Source organism: Acidobacteriota bacterium (assembly GCA_016716715.1).
Classification (GTDB): domain Bacteria; phylum Acidobacteriota; class Thermoanaerobaculia; order UBA5066; family UBA5066; genus Fen-183.
The window spans coordinates 181,088-198,786 of the sequence record JADJVE010000004.1 but is presented as its reverse complement, the minus strand read 5'-3'; the positions used below and the strand labels follow the sequence as shown (position 1 = coordinate 198,786).

Genomic DNA, 17,699 nt, shown 5'->3' with positions numbered 1-17,699 from the left:
GAGAAGAGAGAAGATTTCTTAGAAGGTGAAGAGGAAATTCTCTTTCGTCGCGGCCGGGGCTCGAACCGACGTCGTCGTCGGGCCGGGCACGCTCGCCTCGCTCGGCGCGCGCCTGCCTGCCATCGCGCCGGGCCGCTGGTTTCTCATTACCTCTAAGAAGATCTTCCAACTCCATGGCCCTTCGCTCTTTGCTGGAGGCGTTGAGAGGGTCCTAAGCAAAGATCCTCTCTTCGTCCCCGATGGAGAGAAGGCCAAGACCTGGGCCGTCCTCGGCCGCCTCATCGAACAGCTCGTCCGCCGTGGCCTGCGCCGCGACGGGGGAGTCGTTTGTCTCGGCGGCGGAACGGTGGGGGACGTCGGCGGCCTCGCCGCCGCACTCGCGCTGCGGGGCGTGCCCGTCGTTCAGGCGCCGACGACGCTACTCGCGGCCTGCGACAGCGCGCTCGGCGGCAAGACGGCCGTCGACCTGCCGCAGGGCAAGAACCTCGCCGGCGCGTTCCACGCGCCGCGCCTCGTCCTCGCCGACACCGCCGTCCTCGAGACGCTGCCCGAGCGGGCGTTCCGCTCCGGCCTCGCCGAGGTCGTGAAGACGTCCTTCCTCGACGCGCGCTTCCACCGCGCGATGGCGCGGCTCGAGGCTCCGCTGGCGGCGCGCCAGAGCGCCGCCGTCGCGGAAGCCGTGTTCCGGAGCCTGCGCGTGAAGGCGGCCGTCGTTGCCGCGGACCCCTTCGAGACGACCGGCGTCCGCGCGGCGCTGAACCTCGGGCACACGGCCGGCCATGCGCTGGAAACGGCGTCGGGCCACCGCCTCCAGCACGGCGAGGCCGTGGCGTGGGGCCTCCTCGCGGCGCTTCGCCTCTCCGTCGCGCGCGCGGGCCTCGCGCCCGCCGCCGCGGACGCCCTCGCGGCGCGCGTCCTCGCCCTCGCGCGGCCGCCCCGTCCGCGTCCCGCAGAGGTGCGCGCGGCGCCGCGGCTGCTGGGCGCGGACAAGAAGGCCGACCGGCGCGGGCTCGTCGTCGTCCTGCTCGAGCGGCCGGGCTCCGTCCGCCTCGTAAGGGCCGCCCGGGCCGACGTGGCCGCCGCTCTCGAGGAGGCCCTGGCGCGGTACAATTGATTCTGGATGGGTGTATCGCGGGTTCCGCGGCTGCGGATCGTGACGGCTTTGCTCGCCGCGCTCGTCGTGGTGTCCATCGTCCCGCTCGTCCTTCTGACGCTGAACGTGACGCGGATCAACCGTGACGCGCTCGAAACGGCGGAAAAGAAGTACCTGAAGAACAGCTCCGTGGGCCTCGCGGAGAAGTTCGAGACGGCCATAACGAACGCCCAGGCGCAGCTGCGCAAGATCGCCGACGGCCTGCGGCTCGCGAGCTCGATGTCGCCGGACCCCTTCTACTACCTGTCGAAGAAGGAGCTTCTGCGCGAGTACGCGGACGCGGACGCGAGCTTCCTCGTCCTCAGGGCCCTCGACCGTGACGGCGTCGGCGCAGTCGCCGAGTCCCGCTCTCTCGACCTCGACATCCAGCGCGCCCTCCGCCAGGCCTATGCCGCCGCGGTCCGGGGCGAAACGTACGTCGGCGAGCCTCTGTTCACGGGCGTGCTTCCCGAGGGCGGCATCGTCCTCGCGGTGCCGGTCCGCCCGGCCGACGGACAGGAGCCGATCGGGGCCGTCGAGGCGCTGCTTTCCCTCGCGCCGCTGCGGGCGAAGCTCGAGGAGGAGGGGAGGTCCACGGGCGTCCTCGCCTACGTCGTGGACCGCTCGGGCACTCTCATCCTCGCGAGCGACCCGGCCGCTTTCCCCTCGCGGGACATCCACCAGATGGACCTCGTGAGCGAGTTCATCGCGCACCCGGTCCGGATGACGAAGTCCTACACCCGCGGGGGCCGCCGCGTTCTCGGAACGCTCGCCGCCATGTCGACGCCCGACTGGGGCGTCGTCGTCGAAAAGGACGAGGCGCAGGCCTACGCGTCCGTCGCGCAGACGCAGAAGGCGTCGCTCCTTCTCGCCGTCTTCTCTCTCGCGTTCGCCGCGCTCGTCGCGCTCTTCGCGGCCCGGATGCTCGCGCACCCGCTCGAGGAGCTCGTCGAAAAAGTCCGGTCGATCGCGGGTGGCGACTTCCGCCAGCGCGTGTCCGTGCGCGGCGTCCGCGAGCTCGCGGAGCTCTCGGAGACGTTCAACTCGATGTCGGACTCCCTCGAGAAGTCCATCGAGAAGCTCAAGCTCGCCGCGAAGGAGAACCAGGAACTGTTCATGAACTCGGTCCGGACGCTCGCGGCCGCGATCGACGCGAAGGATCCGTACACGCGGGGTCACTCCGAGCGCGTCGCGCGCTACGCCGTCGTCCTCGCGAAGAACATGGGTCTCTCGGCCGAGGAGGTCCGGATCGTGAGGATCTCGGCTCTCCTCCACGACGTCGGCAAGATCGGGATCGACGACCGCATCCTCCGGAAGCCCACGGCGCTCACGAACGAGGAGTTCGAGGTGATGAAGACGCACCCGATCAAGGGCGCGCTCATCATGGGTCAGATCCCGCAGCTCAAGGAGGTCATCCCGGGCATCAAGCACCACCACGAGAAGTGGTCGGGCGGCGGATATCCGGACGGCCTCAAGGGGGAGGGGATCCCGCTCGTCGCCCGGGTCGTCGCGGTCGCCGACACGTTCGACGCCATGACGACGACGCGGCCCTACCAGAAGGCCATGCCGCTCGACTACGTCATTCGCCAGATCAAGTCCTTCGCGGGAAAGTCGTTCGACCCGGCCGTGATCGCCGCCCTCGACAAGGCCTGGTCTTCGGGCGACTTCGAGTTCCTCGGCGAGGAAGTCCCGCTGAAGGCGTCCGCGTGACGGGCGGCCCTCCGGCCCGTCGGGCGGCCTCGGCCGGGGCCGTCCTCCTGCTCGCCAGCCTTGCGGCTTCCGGCTGCGCCCCGCAGCTGGCCGCGCCCCCCAAGGAGAATCCCGTCCTCGCGGACCTCGTGGACTACCGCAGCGCCCTGACGATGCTGCGCGAGGGGCGCGCGGACGAGGCGATCGCGCTGTTGCAGCGGGCGAGGCAGAGCGCGCCGCGGGACCCGCACGTGCCGAATGCCATGGGCCTCGCGCTCCTCTACAAGAAGGACTATCCGGGTGCCCTGCGGTCCTTTTCGGATGCGCTCTCGCTCGACGACACCTTCGTGGAGGCCCGGAACAACCGCGGCGTCGCGTACTTCCAGGCCGGCAAGTGGGACGACGCGGAGACCGACTTCCAGGCCGTCCTCGACGGGCCCCCGACTCCCGAGAAGGTGAACGCCCACTACAACCTCGGCCTGCTCCAGGACAAGCGGGGGCGGCACCGCGACGCCGAGCGCGAGTATTCCCTCGCGATCGCGGACTCGCCGGACAACACCCGGGCCTACCGCGCGCGCGGGCTCGCTCGGATGAAGCTCGAGCAGACGTCGAACGCGCTCGAGGACTTCCTCGTCGTCCTGAAGGACGAGCCGAAGGACCCCGTGGCGAACTACCAGGCGGCGATCTGCCTGCTCGCGAGCGACCGGCGGGACCTCGCCCGCAAGTTCATGCAGCGGGCGGTGGAGGCTTCGCCCGAGAGCGATGAAGGCCGTAAGGCGAAACGCTGGCTCGACAACGAGCCCCGGCCGTCGGAGGGGAAGTCGTGAGTTTCGAAACGATCCTGTCGAGCATCCTCGAGTCGCCGGGCGCCCTCGGCGCCGCGTTTCTCGATCCTCAGGGCGAAGTCATCGCGCGGGCGGGCGACCAGGCCGCGACCGAGGTCCTGGGCGCTTACCAATCGGTCTGGCTGGCCGAGCTCGGAAGGGCCGCGGACCGGGCGGGCCTCGGGCCGGTCTCGGGGCTCGCGCTGGAATTCGACGGAAGAAAAGTCCTCAGCGCGCCCGTGAAGGCCGGCTTTTTCCTGCTCGTCGTCCTCTCGCCGGACGGCCGCCCGTCGGTCGTGAAGGCCGGCATGGACGCGGCCCGCGAGCGCCTCGCCTCCGAAGTCTCCTGACGCCTCCGGCCTGCTAGTCTCGCGGGCCCATGGCCTCTGACGAGACCCCCGGAAAGCCCTCTCCCTCCGTGTTCGCCCGCCTGAAGCGCGGGCTGTTCATGACGCACACCGAGCTCATCGCGAAGGTGGGCGGGGCGATCAAGGCGAAGTTCGAGCCCGACCCGCGGGCGCTGGAAGCCCTCGAGGACGCTCTCCTGTCGGCCGACGTCGGGCCGGCGACGGCCGCCGAGCTGGTCGCCGCCGTCCGGGAGGAAGCCGGGCGCCGCGACGCGGGCGAAGCCGACGTCGTGCGCCGCGTCCTCAAGGCCGAAATCGCGCGGCGCCTCACCGTCGCAGGGCCCGAGGTCGCGGCCGGGAGTCCGCACGTCGTCTTCATGGTCGGCGTGAACGGAACCGGCAAGACCACGACGGCGGCGAAGCTCGCCGCGCGCGCCGTCGCGGACGGGAAGTCCGTGATCCTCGCGGCCGCCGACACGTTCCGCGCCGCCGCCCTCGAGCAGCTCCAGATCTGGGCCGACCGTATCGGCATCCCGCTCGTGAAGCTCAAGTCCGGCGCCGATCCGGCCGCCGTCGTCCACGATGCGTGCGCCGCGGCCGTGGCCAAGAAGGCCGACGTCCTCTTCGTCGACACGGCGGGGCGCCTCCACACGAAGCACAACCTCATGGAGGAGCTCTCGAAGATGCGGCGCGTCGCGGCGCGCCTCGTCCCCGGTGCGCCCCACGAGGTCCTCCTCGTCCTCGACGCCGTGACGGGCATGAACGGCATCTCCCAGGCCCGCGAGTTCACGAAGTCGGCCGGCGTGACGGGCCTCGTCCTCACGAAGATGGACGGGACGGCCAAAGGCGGCGTCATCCTCGCGATCGTCCGGGAGCTCGGCCTGCCCGTGAAGTACGTCGGCGTCGGCGAGACGGCCGACGACCTCCTCGATTTCGATCCCGACGCGTTCGCGTCCGCGCTCGTCGATGACTGACTCGGCGCCGACCTCCCCGACCGGTCTCGACTTCCTCTGGAGGCGCGTCCTCGAGCTCGCCGCCCGCGGGCGGTTCTCCGTGTCCCCGAATCCGCGGGTCGGCTGCGTCATCGTGGACCCGGGCGGCACCGTGGTCGGCGAGGGCTGGCACGAGCGGGCCGGCGGCGCGCACGCCGAGGCCACCGCGCTCGCCATGGCGGGGGAGAAGGCGCGCGGCGCCACGCTCCTCGTGAATCTCGAGCCCTGCTCGCACTTCGGCCGCACCGCGCCGTGCACGGAGGCGATCCTCGCCGCGGGGATCGCGCGCGTGGTCTGCTCCGTCGAGGATCCGGATCCGCGGATCTCGGGGCGCGGCGTCCGGAGGCTCCGGGACAAGGGCGTCGAGGTCCTCGTCGGGGCTTTCGCCGCCGAGGCCGAACGCGTCAACGAGCCGTTCCTCACGTCCGCGCGCGAGCGCCGGCCTTTCGTCCACCTCAAGTGGGCCGCGTCCCTCGACGGGAAGACGGGCACCCGGACGGGCGAGTCGCAGTGGATCTCGGGCGAGTCGGCCCGGCGCGACGCGCTCCTCCTGCGGGAGGAGCACGACGCCATTCTCGTCGGAGCGTCCACCGTTCTGGCGGACGACCCGCTCCTGACGCGGCGGCTCGCCCTGTCCACCGCGATCGTGCCCCACCGCAGGCTCGTCCTCGACGGCGCCCTCCGCGTCTCGGCGTCCGCTCGCGTCTTCTCGGCGGCCGGCGGCGAAGTCTGGCTCGTAACCGCCGTTCCGGAGCGGGACCCGCGCCTCGCGGCCTTCCGCGACCGCGGCGTCCACGTGGTCTCGAAACCGGCTCCGTCCGGAGGCGTCGACCTCCCGGCGCTCCTCGCGGACCTCTACGCGGCCGAGGCTCGGTCGCTTCTCGTCGAGGGCGGCGGCGTCACCGCCGCGTCCTTCCTTGCCGCGGGTCTCGCGGACCGCGTGACGGCCTACATCGCCCCCAAGATCCTCGGCGGCGTCGGCGCGCGCGTCCCGGTCGCCGGTGAGGGCGCCTGGACCATCCTCGACGCGATCGCGCTTTCGGACCTGGAGGTCGTGCGGATCGGCGGCGACGTCCGCCTGTCGGCCCGCCGGCGGCCCGTGGCGTAGGATCGGGGCGTGTTCACGGGCCTCGTCTCCGCGTCGGCGAAAGTAACCGCGCGCCGCACGTCCCCGGGCGGCGCGGTCCTCTCCGTCGAGCGGCCGTCCGGGTATGCGGATGCGGCGCTCGGCGAGAGCATCGCGGTGTCGGGCGTGTGCCTGACGGTGGTCCCGCCGCTCGACCCGAAGACGCTCACGTTCGACGTGTCACCCGAGACCCTGGCCCGCACGACGCTCGGCGGCCTCGCGCCGGGCGCGCGGGTGAACCTCGAGAGGGCCCTCCTGCCGACGGACCGCCTGGGCGGGCACGTGGTCGCGGGGCACGTCGACGGGACCTCGGAAGTGGTCTCGGTGGTGACGGCCGGCGACTCGTGGACGTTCACGTTCGGCCTCCCGCCTGCTCTTGCGCGCTACGCGGTCGAGAAAGGCTCCATTGCCGTCGACGGCATCTCGCTCACGATCGCGGCGCTCGGCGAAGGCTCGTTCGACGTCGCCGTCATCCCGCACACGTTCGCCCAGACGACGCTCGGCGACCGCAGGGCGGGCGACCGCGTGAATCTCGAGGTCGACGTCCTCGGCAAGTACGTCGAGCGCCTGCTCGCGGCTCGGCTCGGCGACGCGGACGCCCCCGCGCGCGACGAGCGCCTCAGGCAGCTCCTGGCCGAAAACGCGTGACGCAGGAATCGGACGGGCTCCCACCGGGTGCGACGTCCGCGCCCGGCGCGTACGTCCACGTGCCCTTCTGCGCTCACCGCTGTACGTACTGTTCTTTTGTAGCTTTGGAAGGAAAGAGAGAAGAAGAAGATTTCTTTGAAGGTGTGGAGAGGGAAGTTCGCGCGAGGGGGGGAGAGGCGGCGGGTGGCCTGACGGGCTTCGACACCGTCTATTTCGGAGGGGGAACCCCATCGTATGTCGACGCGCGCCGCCTCGGCCGCCTGCTCGGGACCTTCAAAGACGTCTTCGGTCTCTCTTCGGACGTCGAGATCACGGCCGAGGCGAATCCAGACGATCTGACTCCGGGAAAGATCTCCGAGCTGCGGGTCCTGGGCGTCAACCGCCTGTCCGTCGGCGTCCAGTCCCTCGTCGACGCCGAGCTCGTCCCCCTGGAGCGCCGGCACGACGCGTCGGCCGCCCGGAAGGCCGTCCGGGAGGCCGTGGCGGCCTTCGGGAACGTCTCCGCGGACCTCATGATCGGCATCCCGGGACAGACCCGGGAAAGTCTCCGGGCGAGCCTGGACGGCCTCCTGGAGGCCGGCGTCGCCCACCTCTCCGTCTACATCCTGGAGATCGAGAAGGCGCCCCGGCTCGTGGCGCTGAAGAAGGCGCAGCCTGAGATTTTCGCCGACGACGACGAGATGGCCGACCGCTGGCTGGAGGTGGACGAGAGGCTCGAGAGGGCCGGCCTCCCGCGCTACGAGCTGTCGAACTGGGCGAAGAGAGGCTTCGAGAGCCGCCACAACCTCAAGTACTGGACGCTCGTCCCGGTCCTCGGCTTCGGCGTCGCCGCGCACTCGTTCGACGGGAAAAAGCGTTATGCAAATACAGGAATGCTCGCCGAGTATCTGAAGCGAACCCGGGAGGGGAAATCGCCCACCGCCACGTCCGAAGAGACCGAAGATTCGGATTTTCTTAGAGTGAAAGAGGGGCTGATGCTGCGCCTGCGCCTCGCGGGCGGCGTCCCCTCTTCCACCTTCAAAGAAATCCGAAGGACGCTTCCCGTCGCTTCGGCTCAGCGGCTCGAAGATGCTTTTTTGGCCGAATTACTCGAAGAAACCTCTTCCCCTCCCCGGGTCCGCCTGACGCGAAAAGGCGTGCTGCTGTCGAACGAGGTCTTCTCGGCCCTCGTCTAGGCCTGCGGGGCCGGCGTCTGCCGCGACTTGAAGAAGTAGAACGCCGGGATGCCGAGGGCGACGATCACGAGGCCGGGCACGGTGTAGGCCGGCTTGTAGATCGCGAGGGCAATCGTGACGTAGAGCGTCGCGGCGACGTAGAGGGCCGGCACGACCCTGTCGGCCCACGTCTTCGGCGCGAGCGCGGGCATTTCCCGGGCGAGCTTCCAGCGGCCGACGATCGTCGCGATGTAGAAGATCAGGACCGTCGCGATGACGTAGTCGAGGAGGTCGCCGTACTTGCCCGAGAGGCAGAGGAGGGAAGCCCAGAGCGCCTGCGCGCCGAGCGCGTTGACCGGGATCATCGTCCTGGGCGCGACCCTGGCGAGCGACTTCAGGAAGAGCCCGTCGCGCGACATGGCGTAGAGGACGCGCGAGCCCGACAGGATGAGTCCGTTCAGGCAGCCGAACGTCGACACGAGGATGACGACCGCCATGATGAGCGCCGGGGTTCCCGATTCGGCGCTGCCCGTGACGGCGCCGATGGCCGCCGTCGCGACGCGGTCCTCGGGAGCCGAGGCGATTCCCGAAAGGGGGAGCGCGTTCAGGTAGCCGATGTTCGCGAGAACGTAGAGCGTCGTCACGAGGCCGGTGCCGTAGATGAGCGCGCGCGGCACGTTGCGCTCGGCGTCGCGGACCTCCTCGCCGAGGAAGGTCACGTTGTTCCATGCGTCGGCGGAGAAGAGGGAGCCCACCGTCGCGACGGCGAACGCCCAGATCAGCGGCATCTTGAGGTCGGCCGCCGCGGGGAAGGCCCAGTTCGTGGTCGCGAGGCCGCTCCCGGCCGTGAAGCAGACGGCGAGGAGCCCGACGAGGGAGAGGACCTTCGCCGCCGTGAATACGTTCTGGAGCCGGGCGCCGTTCTCGACGCTCGTCGTGTTCCACCAGGTGAGGAGGACGATGAGCGCGATCGCGACGATCTCGAGGGGCGTCACGCTCAGGAAGCGGGCCTTGAAGAACACGTGCTTGCTCGAGACGGCCGGGACCAGGACGCCGAGGTACTTCGCGAAGGCGACCGCCACGGCGGCGATCGTGCCCGTCTGGATGACGAGGAGCATGGCCCAGCCGAACAGGAACCCCCCGAGGTCGCCCCACGCCTCGCGGAGGTAGACGTACTGGCCGCCCGCCTTCGGGAACGCCATCGCGAGCTTCCCGTAGCTCCAGGCGCCGGCGACGGTGACGAGGGCGGTGAAGACCCACACGAGGACGAGGAGGGACCCGCTCCGCACCTGGCGGGAGATGTCCGCGGACGTGATGAAGATGCCCGAGCCGATCATCGAGCCGGCGACGATCGTCGTCGCGTCCAGGAGCCCGAGCCGGCGGGGAAGCGTCCGTGGATAGGCCGGCTGCGTCGTGCCGGACTTGGTCATCGTTCCCATCGACCCTCCTTGGGTTGGCGGGGATTCTAACCAGCCCGGAAGGAAAAAGGGCCGCCCGAAGGCGGCCCTCGACGGAACGGAGGTTTTGGAGCGTCAGGACGCGACGGGCGAGCTCTCGATCCGCATCCCGTAGAAGGATCGGTAGACGAAAACGAGCGAGACCGCGAAGAAGATCGCCGCGAGCGTGGCGCTCGTGCCGCGCGAAAGGCCGATTGCGAGCTCGACGGCGAGGAGGCCGAAGAGCGTCGTGAACTTGATGACCGGGTTCATGGCCACGGACGACGTGTCCTTGAAGGGGTCGCCGACCGTGTCGCCGACGACGGTCGCCGCGTGCAGCTCGGTGCCCTTTTCCTTCAGGTCGACCTCGACGAGCTTCTTCGCGTTGTCCCAGGCGCCGCCGGCGTTCGCCATGAAGATCGCCTGGTAGAGGCCGAAGAGCGCGATCGAGATGAGGTAGCCGATGAAGAAGAACGGCTCGAGGCACGCGAAGGCGAGCGTCGAGAAGAAGATCGTCAGGAAGATGTTGAACATGCCCTTCTGCGCGTACTTCGTGCAGATGGCGACGACGGCCTTGCTGTCCTCGACGGAGGCCTTCTCGACGGAGGCGTCGAGCTTGATGTTCTTCTTGATGAACTCGACGGCGCGGTAGGCGCCGGTCGAGACGGCCTGCGTGGACGCGCCCGTGAACCAGTAGATGACCGCGCCTCCCATGACGAGGCCGAGAAGGAACGGCGAGTGCAGGATCGAGAGCTTGTCGAGGTCGCTCTTGAGGCCGTGGGTGAGGAGCATGATGATCGAGAAGATCATCGTGGTGGCGCCGACGACGGCCGTGCCGATCAGGACGGGCTTGGCCGTGGCCTTGAACGTGTTGCCGGCGCCGTCGTTCTCCTCGAGGAAGTGCTTTGCCTTGTCGAAGCTGAGGTCGAAGCCGAAGTCGCGCTTGACCTCGGCCTTGACGTTCGGGATGTTCTCGATGACGGAGAGTTCGTAGACCGACTGGGCGTTGTCCGTGACGGGGCCGTAGGAGTCGACCGCGATCGTCACGGGGCCCATGCCGAGGAAGCCGAACGCGACCAGGCCGAAGGCGAACGTGGCCGGCGCGAGCATGATCCCCGCCGGGAAGGCCGTGGAGATCGCGTAGCCGATGCCCATGAGGACCGCGATCGCGAGGCCCATCCAGTAGGCCGAGAAGTTTCCGGCCGTGAGGCCGGCGAGGACGTTCAGGGAGGCGCCGCCCTCACGCGAGGCCGTGACGACCTCCTTCACGTGCCCCGACTTCGTGGACGTGAACACCTTGACGAGCTCCGGGATGATCGCGCCGGCGAGCGTGCCGCACGTGATGATCGCGCCGAGCTTCCACCAGAGTGTCCCGTCGCCCAGCTCCGGGATCAGGAGGTACGAGACGACGAACGTGATGACGACCGAGACGATCGACGTGATCCAGACGAGCGAGGTCAGGGGCGCCTCGAAGTCCATCTTGTCGGCGTTCGCGTACTTCGCCCGTGCGATCGCGTCGTTGATCCAGTAGGAGCAGACGCTCGCGACGATCATCATGATGCGCATCGCGAAGAGCCAGACGAGGAGCTTGACCTGCGTCGGCGCGTCCGGAACGGCGAGGAGGATGAAGGAGATGAGCGCGACGCCGGTCACGCCGTACGTCTCGAAGCCGTCGGCCGTCGGCCCGACGGAGTCGCCCGCGTTGTCGCCCGTGCAGTCGGCGATGACGCCGGGGTTGCGCGCGTCGTCTTCCTTGATCTTGAAGACGATCTTCATGAGGTCCGAGCCGATGTCGGCGATCTTCGTGAAGATGCCGCCCGCGATGCGGAGGGCCGAGGCGCCGAGGGACTCGCCGATGGCGAACCCGATGAAGCAGGGGCCCGCGAGATGGCCCGGGATGAAGAGGAGGATCCCGAGCATGAGGATGAGCTCGGTCGAGATGAGCATCGTGCCGATCGACATGCCCGCCGCGAGGGGGATCGCGTAGCAGGGGAAGGGCTTTCCCCTGAGGCTCGCGAACGCGGTCCGCGAGTTCGCGAACGTGTTGATCCGGATGCCGAACCACGCCACGCCGTAGCTCCCCGCGATGCCGACGAGGCTGGCGGCGAGGATGACGACGACCTTGTAGAGCTCCATGTGGCGGAGCACGCCGTAGTAGACGGCGATGATCGTCCCGATGAAGACCTCGAGGACCAGGATGAACTTGCCCTGCGTGACGAGGTAGGTCTTGCACGTCTCGTAGATGAGCTCCGAGACCTCGAGCATCGACTTGTGGACGGGGAGGTTCTTGAGCTTCCCGTACATGACGAGGCCGAAGACGAGACCGGCGAGGCACACGAGGATGCCGCCCATGAGGAGCGTGCGGCCGTTCATCCCGAGGAAGGTCACCGAGCCCAGGTCGGGAAGCAGGAGCTCCGACTCGTCGGCGCGCGCGACGCCGTCGGCGAGGAGCACGCCCAGAGCGAGCAGAAACGCGGCGGCGCGCCCCCATGCGGCGCGTGCCGTGCGGACCAGGCGGGTGGAGGTGGTCATCGGTTCAAATCCTTTCTTGCAGCGGGCAAACGAACAACGTCCCCGGGGGTGAGCCGGGGACGCGAGCGGGAGCGGTCCTTGCGGGGTCGTACGCGTCACGGCGTCGCGGACGCGGCGGGGTTCACCCAGTCCATCACGATGCCGATGTTGACCTTCTTGTCGCCGGACCCGGAGTTGCGGACGATGTCCATGAGGGTCATCACGTCCGCGTACTTGACGGTGTCCTCGGCTGAGAAGAAGACGATCTTCGACGCGCGGTTCCGGAGGACCTCCTGGAGACGGACCGCGATGTTCGCGGCTTCGACCTTCTCCTTGTTGAGGTAGTACTCCTTGTTCGCCGTGATCGACACGATGATCTGGTCCGTCGGCGGCGGCGTGTTCGGAGGCGTCGCCGGCGCGTTCGGTGGAACCTGGACGTCGTAGCCGCGCTGGAGGAGCGGCTGGACGACCATGAAAATGATCAGGAGGACGAGAACGACGTCGACGAGCGGAGTGACGTTGATCTCCGACTTCGGGCCGTCCCCGCTTCCGACTCCCATGCTCATGGGTTGACTCCTTACTTATCGCCCTTCTTCTCGGTGATGAGTCCGACGCGCTCGAATCCGCCGTCCTTGATCATGCGCATGACGTTCTTCACGTCGCCGTAGGTCAGGCGCTGGTCGGCCTTGACGAGCACGTCCTTGTTCGCGGAACGCTCCCCGATCTCCTTCATCTTGGCTGCGAAATCCTTGTCGGGGAACCACTTCGTGTCGATGAAGATGGTCTTGTCCGCCTGGATGGAGATCAGGAGCTCCTTGTCGGATTCCGGCTTCTTGTCCGGGCGCTCCGTCTGCGGAAGCATGACGGGCTTGCCCTTCTGCAGCATCGGCGTGACGACCATGAAGATGATGAGGAGCACGAGGCACACGTCGACGAGCGGCGTCACATTGATGTCGCTCTTCATGTCCTGTCGGCCGCCGAAGCTATCCATTCCCATCGAACTCGCTCCTTCGTTTCCTGTGGACGGACCCGGAATTCCTCAGGCGGCCTTCGCGGCCTGGCGCTTCATGAAGTAGTCGACGAGCTCGGAGGCCGAGTTCGACATTTCCACCTGGAAGCGCTCGATCTTGTTGAGGAAGAGGTTGTAGAGCCACACGGCCGGGATGGCGACGAAGAGTCCGAGCGCCGTCGTGACGAGGGCCTCGGAAATACCCGCGGACACCGAGCCGAGGCCGCCGGCGCCGGACTGCGCCATGCCGCGGAACGCGTTGATGATGCCGATGACGGTGCCGAAGAGGCCGATGAACGGCGCGGTCGTCGCGATCGTCGCGAGGCCGCCGAGGCCCTTCTTCATGTCGGCCGTCGTCATCATCGTGGCCCGCTCGATCGCGCGCTCGGCGGCCGCGACGCTGTCGTGACCTGCCGCCGCGGCTCCGTGGGCCTCGTAAGCGAACTCAAGGAGTCCCGCCGAGACGACCTTCGCGACGTGGCTGTTCTTGTACTTCTTCGCGAGGTCGATGGCTTCCTTCAGCTTGTCCTGCTTGAGGAGCTGGCCGACCTCGAGGGCGAACTTGACCGACTGCTGCTTCGCCTTCTGGAACGTCATCCACCTCTCGACCGAGACCGCGAGAGAGTAGACCGAAAGAATGCAGAGCAGGATGAAGACGCCCTTCGCCATGGGCCCCATCGAGTTCCAAAGGCCCATCATGCTCATGTCCATGTGATTCGTCCTCCTTAACGTTTCGCCGAATTTGATTCTACGTCGTGGTGTTCTGTCATTCGTGTGGCGGTCACTGGAGCGTGAACGTGACCGTGACCGTCAGGTAGACCGGGACCGGGCGCCCGTTGAAGGTCGCCGGCTTGTACTTCCATTGCTGGACCGCGCGAATCGCGGCGTTGTCGAGAAGCGGGTTGAGGCCGCGCAGAACGCGCACGGACTCGACGTCTCCCGTCTTCGTGATGATGGCCTCGAGGATGCAGACGCCCTGCATGCGCGCCTTGCGGGCCGCCTCGGGGTACTGCGGCTTGACGCGGTTGATCTCGACCGGTTCCTTGACCTCGCCGCCGACGCGCAGGGGCTCTTCGACGTTGCCGCCGATGACGCCGCCCTTGACGCCGCCGAGGACGCCGCCCATCACGCCGCCCGCGACGCCGCCTTCGACGCCGCCTTCGACGCCGCCCTCGACGCCGGCATCGGCGGGCTCAGGCGCGGACGTCGGAGGGGGAAGGGTGTCGGGCACGACCACCGGGGACATGACCGAGGTCGGCTTCGTCGGCTCCACCTTGGCCTGCTGCTTCGCCGGCGCAGCCTTCGGGGGCGGCGGCGGGGGAGGCGGGGGCGGAGCGGCCTGGGAGTAGAACTGCACGGGGATCGGCGGCTCCGGGATCTCCTCGATGTACCACATCGAGAGTCCGACGGCCGACCCGATGACGACCACGTGGATCAGGATCGAGAGCGGGAGCGTGTACCAGCGCTTCGAGCCGCCGGGCTGCTTCCGGGATTCGATGAGGGCAGTTTCGAACATTCGTCCTCCGGTGTCCCTACATCGCCTCGAGCGGGTTTTTGTTCGCCTGCTCGAGCTTCAGCTTGTCCTGGACCTTCTTGCGGATTTCGAGCGCCTTCGTCTGCCACTCGGTGGCCTTCGCCGTGAGCTCGGCGACCTTGGCCGGGTCGCCCTCGATCCGGGCGTACTGGCGATAGACCAGGTTCTTGTAAAGCATCGCCTCGAAGTAGTCGGGGTTGAGCTCGATCGCCTTGTCCAGCGAGCCCATGCCGAAGTCGAGGATTTCCTTGCGCTTCTCCGGCGTGAGGCCGTGCTCGGGGGAGACGTCGTTACCCGGAGAGTCGTAGGATTTCTGCCACGCCGTGACGCCCATCGTGTAGAAGACGTCGGCGTTCGTCGGCTCGAGGACTGCGCGCTTCTTCTGCCAGTCGATCGAGTTCTCGTAGTCGCCCTTCTTCGCGTAGAGCATCGCGACGGTCTGGACGGCCTGAGCGTCCTTCGGGTGGCTCGCGATGAAGTCCTTGAAGTACCCGATCGCCTCGTCGTACTTCTGGGCGTTCATGTACGTCGTGACGAGGAACTTCGCGGCCTTGTCGTCGTCGGGGCGCGCCGCGAGGTACTTCTTGAAGTGCTCGATCGACTTCGTGAGGGCCGCGACGTCCTTGGGATGCGTCGAGCCCGGGTTGTAGAGGGCCATGTTCCCCATCGCCACGAACTTGTCGAGGCGCACTTCGCCGGGGTCGAGGGCCTGGGCCTGCTCGTACTTCTTCAGGGCGTCCTCGTAGAGCTGCTCCTTGAAGTACGCGTTCCCTTCCCGAATGAGCTGCTTGCTCTTGAACTTGTCGCAGCCGGCCGCCGCGAAAGAGAGGAGGACGAGCGCCGCCGCTGCGAGCCGCTGCCCCTTCCTTCCGCCGGTCCGATTCGTCGTCATGACCCGTTCACTCCTTTCCAAAACACCGAGCCGCCCGTGCCGGCCCCGAGTTGGACCCGGCCCGCGCGTCGTCAGTTCCCGGGCGGCCTCACCACGCCGCCCGAAACGACGAGCTTGATCCCCTCTTCCACCGAGAGGCGAGGGTCGAGAATATCGCTTTCCCGGGCAAACACCAGAAATCCGCTCGTCGGGTTCAGAGCCGTCGGCACGTAGATGGAAATCATGTCGCCCGGGAGGGGGGCGAGACCGTCGCCTGTGACGAAACCCAACGCGAAGGTTCCCTTCTTCGGAAATTCGACAAGCACCACTTTGCGGAATGCGCGGCGCCCGCCCGGCGAGAAGGCATCCACGAGCTGCTTCGAGGCCGTGTAGACCGTCCTGACGAGGGGGAGATTTTCCAAGAGGCGGTCGAAAAGTTCAAGGAGTTTCTTCCCGGCGAAGTTCGTCGACAAAACGCCCGCAATCCACACGAGAAGGACGGTGAGAAGGAGTCCCAGGCCCGGGATCGGGCGCCCGAAGATCTCCCGCGCGAGCGGCTGCATCCAGTCGTCGAAGAAGCCGAACAGGACCCGGAGGACGGCGGCCGTCGCGGCGATGGGGACGATCAGGAGGATGCCGGCCGTGAGGTGCCGGCGCACGTGGAGCGTCATCGGGAGGCGCATTCTATGCGGGCCGTACAATCCCGAAAATGATGCGAACTGCTCCTCCTGCGTCCGCCCTCGCCGTCCTTGCCGCCGTCCTTGCCGGCTGGGCCGCGGCGCCGCGCCTCGCCGCCCAGGAAAAACCGGGCGCCGGCTCGGCGCCGTTCATCGCCCGGGAGGGCGTCTCGGTGACGAACCTCGACGTCGTCGTGACCGACGGCAAGGGCAACCGGATCACGGGCCTGAAGAAAGAGGATTTCATCGTCGTCGAGGACGGGGTCGAGCTGCCGGTCTCGAATTTCACGGCGATCGAGCAGGGCCGTTTCCTCCTCCCGCCCGAGGAGCCGGCGGCCCTGGCGGCGCCCGAGGCTGCGCCCACCCCCGTCGCGGCGCCGCTGCCCGCCCCCAAGACGCGCATCGTCATCTTCATCGACAACGTCCACATCACGCCGTTCGACCGGAACCGGGTGCTGCGCAACGTCGAGACCTTCGTCCGCGACGCCATCAAGGGCGACGTCGAAGGGATGATCGTGACCTTCAACCGGACGCTCAAGGTCCGGCGGAAGTTCACGAACGACGGACGCGACCTCTCGGACATCCTCAAGCAGATCGAGGAGGAGTCGGCCCTCGGGTCGCAGACCGACTCCGAGCGCCGCGACATCATCAAGGCGATCGACGACTCGACCACGGCCGACCAGGCCGTCGGGCGCGTGCGTCAGTACGTGCAGTCGCTCGAGAACGACCTCAAGTTCACGTTCGACGCGATGAAGACCACGATCAATCAGCTCTCGGGTGTGGAGGGCCGCAAGATCCTCGTCCACGTGTCGGGCGGGCTGCCACAGTCGCCCGGCCTCGAGCTGTGGTCCTACGTCCAGGCCCGGTATCCGAACTCGACGTCCTACTCGATGGGACAGTTCGAGTTCGACAAGACCACGAGCTACCTCGGGATCATCCAGGCCGCGAACTCCGCGGGCGTCTCGATGTACGCGATCGACGCCGCGGGGCTCTCGGTCGACTCGAACGTGACGGCCGAGAATCGGACGACGTCCCAGAGGATCGACACCTTCATCGAGAAAAACAACCTCCAGAACATGCTTCTCCTGATGGCCGAGGAGACGGGCGGGCGCGCGATCATCAACCGCAACGACGTGCTGATCGCTCTCAAGGACATGGAGAAGGACTACACGTCCTACTACTCTCTCGGGTACCGCAGCGTGCGCTCGGGCCTGGACCGGCCGCACAAGGTCGACGTGAAGCTGAAGGCCAAGAAGGGCCTGACGATCCTCGCCCGCCGGAGCTACGTCGAGAAGGGCTTCGACACGAAGGTCCGCGAGGCCGTCACGTCGGCCCTCTTCTTCTCCCGCGACGACAATCCGCTCGGCGCGGCCCTGACCGTGGGCGATCCCGTCCCGGACCGCGGCAACTTCATCGTCCCGATTCTGATCAAGGTGCCGTTCTCGCGCATCGCGATGCTGCCCGAGGGGGCCAAGGCTCGCGGCCGGCTCGTCTTCTACTTCGTCGTGGTGGACTCCGAGGGCAAGCAGTCGGAGCTCACCTCCCAGCCCGTGATGGTGGAGCTCGACGCGAAGACGCTCGCTGCCCAGAGCAAGCGTGACTTTCTCTACGACGTGAAGCTCGTGATGATCCCGGGCGGCCAGAAGCTCTCGCTCGCGATCCGCGACGACATCACGAACACGACGAGCTACCTGCAGAAGGCGATTTTCGTCTCGGCGTTCGCGGGGGAGCGCCCGGCCAAGCCGTGAC

17 protein-coding genes are annotated in these 17,699 nt (G+C 67.9%); 9 read left to right on the top strand and 8 right to left on the bottom strand.

Translation table 11 applies throughout. The features are described 5' to 3' along the window. Positions 1-25: 25 nt before the first annotated feature. Genes IPL89_08210 through hemW form a run of 8 tightly spaced genes read left to right on the top strand, consistent with a single transcriptional unit; the run spans position 26 to position 7,933 of the window. Positions 26-1,114 carry a 3-dehydroquinate synthase gene (locus IPL89_08210; GenBank protein MBK9063163.1) on the top strand — a complete coding sequence of 363 codons (1,089 nt, stop codon included), beginning with the start codon at positions 26-28 and terminating at the stop codon, positions 1,112-1,114. Between the two features lie 6 nt (positions 1,115-1,120). Next, positions 1,121-2,842, top strand: coding sequence for an HD domain-containing protein (locus tag IPL89_08205; protein ID MBK9063162.1), 1,722 nt, complete (start codon positions 1,121-1,123; stop codon positions 2,840-2,842). Next, positions 2,839-3,648: a tetratricopeptide repeat protein gene (locus IPL89_08200; GenBank protein ID MBK9063161.1), complete on the top strand. Its 810-nt coding sequence runs from the start codon at positions 2,839-2,841 to the stop codon at positions 3,646-3,648. Before IPL89_08205 ends, IPL89_08200 begins: the two co-directional genes overlap by 4 nt. Further along, entirely contained in the window at positions 3,645-3,995 is a 351-nt protein-coding gene (locus tag IPL89_08195) for a roadblock/LC7 domain-containing protein (protein MBK9063160.1), read from the top strand. Before IPL89_08200 ends, IPL89_08195 begins: the two co-directional genes overlap by 4 nt. A gap of 29 nt (positions 3,996-4,024) precedes the next feature. Further along, positions 4,025-4,966 carry a signal recognition particle-docking protein FtsY gene (gene ftsY / locus IPL89_08190; GenBank protein ID MBK9063159.1) on the top strand — a complete coding sequence of 314 codons (942 nt, stop codon included), beginning with the start codon at positions 4,025-4,027 and terminating at the stop codon, positions 4,964-4,966. After that, positions 4,959-6,092 carry a bifunctional diaminohydroxyphosphoribosylaminopyrimidine deaminase/5-amino-6-(5-phosphoribosylamino)uracil reductase RibD gene (gene ribD, locus IPL89_08185; GenBank protein MBK9063158.1) on the top strand — a complete coding sequence of 378 codons (1,134 nt, stop codon included), beginning with the start codon at positions 4,959-4,961 and terminating at the stop codon, positions 6,090-6,092. Before ftsY ends, ribD begins: the two co-directional genes overlap by 8 nt. 9 nt (positions 6,093-6,101) lie before the next feature. Next, positions 6,102-6,758, top strand: coding sequence for a riboflavin synthase (locus tag IPL89_08180; GenBank protein MBK9063157.1), 657 nt, complete (start codon positions 6,102-6,104; stop codon positions 6,756-6,758). Further along, complete coding sequence (gene hemW / locus IPL89_08175) at positions 6,755-7,933, top strand: radical SAM family heme chaperone HemW (protein ID MBK9063156.1); 1,179 nt, start codon at positions 6,755-6,757, stop codon at positions 7,931-7,933. The genes IPL89_08180 and hemW overlap by 4 nt, the downstream gene beginning before the upstream one ends. Here the strand turns inward: hemW and IPL89_08170 are convergent. The 8 genes from IPL89_08170 to IPL89_08135 form a co-directional block, all read right to left on the bottom strand. Beyond that, positions 7,930-9,342: an amino acid permease gene (locus IPL89_08170; GenBank protein MBK9063155.1), complete on the bottom strand. Its 1,413-nt coding sequence runs from the start codon at positions 9,340-9,342 to the stop codon at positions 7,930-7,932. The genes hemW and IPL89_08170 overlap by 4 nt on opposite strands. Positions 9,343-9,444: 102 nt before the next feature. Then, positions 9,445-11,880, bottom strand: a complete 2,436-nt coding sequence (locus IPL89_08165) for a sodium-translocating pyrophosphatase (GenBank protein ID MBK9063154.1) — start codon at positions 11,878-11,880, stop codon at positions 9,445-9,447. A 95-nt stretch (positions 11,881-11,975) separates the two neighbouring features. Next, entirely contained in the window at positions 11,976-12,425 is a 450-nt protein-coding gene (locus tag IPL89_08160; protein ID MBK9063153.1) for a biopolymer transporter ExbD, read from the bottom strand. A gap of 11 nt (positions 12,426-12,436) precedes the next feature. Continuing rightward, entirely contained in the window at positions 12,437-12,856 is a 420-nt protein-coding gene (locus IPL89_08155; GenBank protein MBK9063152.1) for a biopolymer transporter ExbD, read from the bottom strand. Positions 12,857-12,898: 42 nt separating this feature from the next. Further along, positions 12,899-13,546: a MotA/TolQ/ExbB proton channel family protein gene (locus IPL89_08150; protein MBK9063151.1), complete on the bottom strand. Its 648-nt coding sequence runs from the start codon at positions 13,544-13,546 to the stop codon at positions 12,899-12,901. Between the two features lie 103 nt (positions 13,547-13,649). After that, positions 13,650-14,384 (bottom strand): energy transducer TonB, encoded by a 735-nt coding sequence (locus IPL89_08145; GenBank protein MBK9063150.1) that lies wholly within the window; start codon positions 14,382-14,384, stop codon positions 13,650-13,652. A gap of 16 nt (positions 14,385-14,400) precedes the next feature. Then, positions 14,401-15,294, bottom strand: coding sequence for a tetratricopeptide repeat protein (locus IPL89_08140; protein ID MBK9063149.1), 894 nt, complete (start codon positions 15,292-15,294; stop codon positions 14,401-14,403). Positions 15,295-15,365: 71 nt separating this feature from the next. Continuing rightward, complete coding sequence (locus IPL89_08135) at positions 15,366-15,944, bottom strand: DUF502 domain-containing protein (protein ID MBK9063148.1); 579 nt, start codon at positions 15,942-15,944, stop codon at positions 15,366-15,368. A 38-nt stretch (positions 15,945-15,982) separates the two neighbouring features. On the opposite strand from IPL89_08135, the gene IPL89_08130 reads away from it, so the two are divergent. Further along, positions 15,983-17,698, top strand: a complete 1,716-nt coding sequence (locus IPL89_08130) for a VWA domain-containing protein (protein ID MBK9063147.1) — start codon at positions 15,983-15,985, stop codon at positions 17,696-17,698. Position 17,699: the final 1 nt, after the last annotated feature.

Bases quoted from the DNA above. Each gene is read 5' to 3' on its own strand.
- IPL89_08205 (MBK9063162.1), top strand. From the start codon at position 1,121: ATGGGTGTATCGCGGGTTCCGCGGCTGCGGATCGTGACGGCTTTGCTC.
- IPL89_08150 (MBK9063151.1), bottom strand. From the start codon at position 13,546: ATGGGGCCCATGGCGAAGGGCGTCTTCATCCTGCTCTGCATTCTTTCG.
- IPL89_08130 (MBK9063147.1), top strand. From the start codon at position 15,983: ATGATGCGAACTGCTCCTCCTGCGTCCGCCCTCGCCGTCCTTGCCGCC.
- IPL89_08155 (MBK9063152.1), bottom strand. From the start codon at position 12,856: ATGGGAATGGATAGCTTCGGCGGCCGACAGGACATGAAGAGCGACATC.
- IPL89_08145 (MBK9063150.1), bottom strand. From the start codon at position 14,384: ATGTTCGAAACTGCCCTCATCGAATCCCGGAAGCAGCCCGGCGGCTCG.
- ftsY (MBK9063159.1), top strand. From the start codon at position 4,025: ATGGCCTCTGACGAGACCCCCGGAAAGCCCTCTCCCTCCGTGTTCGCC.
- IPL89_08165 (MBK9063154.1), bottom strand. From the start codon at position 11,880: ATGACCACCTCCACCCGCCTGGTCCGCACGGCACGCGCCGCATGGGGG.
- ribD (MBK9063158.1), top strand. From the start codon at position 4,959: ATGACTGACTCGGCGCCGACCTCCCCGACCGGTCTCGACTTCCTCTGG.
- IPL89_08135 (MBK9063148.1), bottom strand. From the start codon at position 15,944: ATGACGCTCCACGTGCGCCGGCACCTCACGGCCGGCATCCTCCTGATC.
- IPL89_08170 (MBK9063155.1), bottom strand. From the start codon at position 9,342: ATGACCAAGTCCGGCACGACGCAGCCGGCCTATCCACGGACGCTTCCC.
- IPL89_08160 (MBK9063153.1), bottom strand. From the start codon at position 12,425: ATGAGCATGGGAGTCGGAAGCGGGGACGGCCCGAAGTCGGAGATCAAC.
- IPL89_08140 (MBK9063149.1), bottom strand. From the start codon at position 15,294: ATGACGACGAATCGGACCGGCGGAAGGAAGGGGCAGCGGCTCGCAGCG.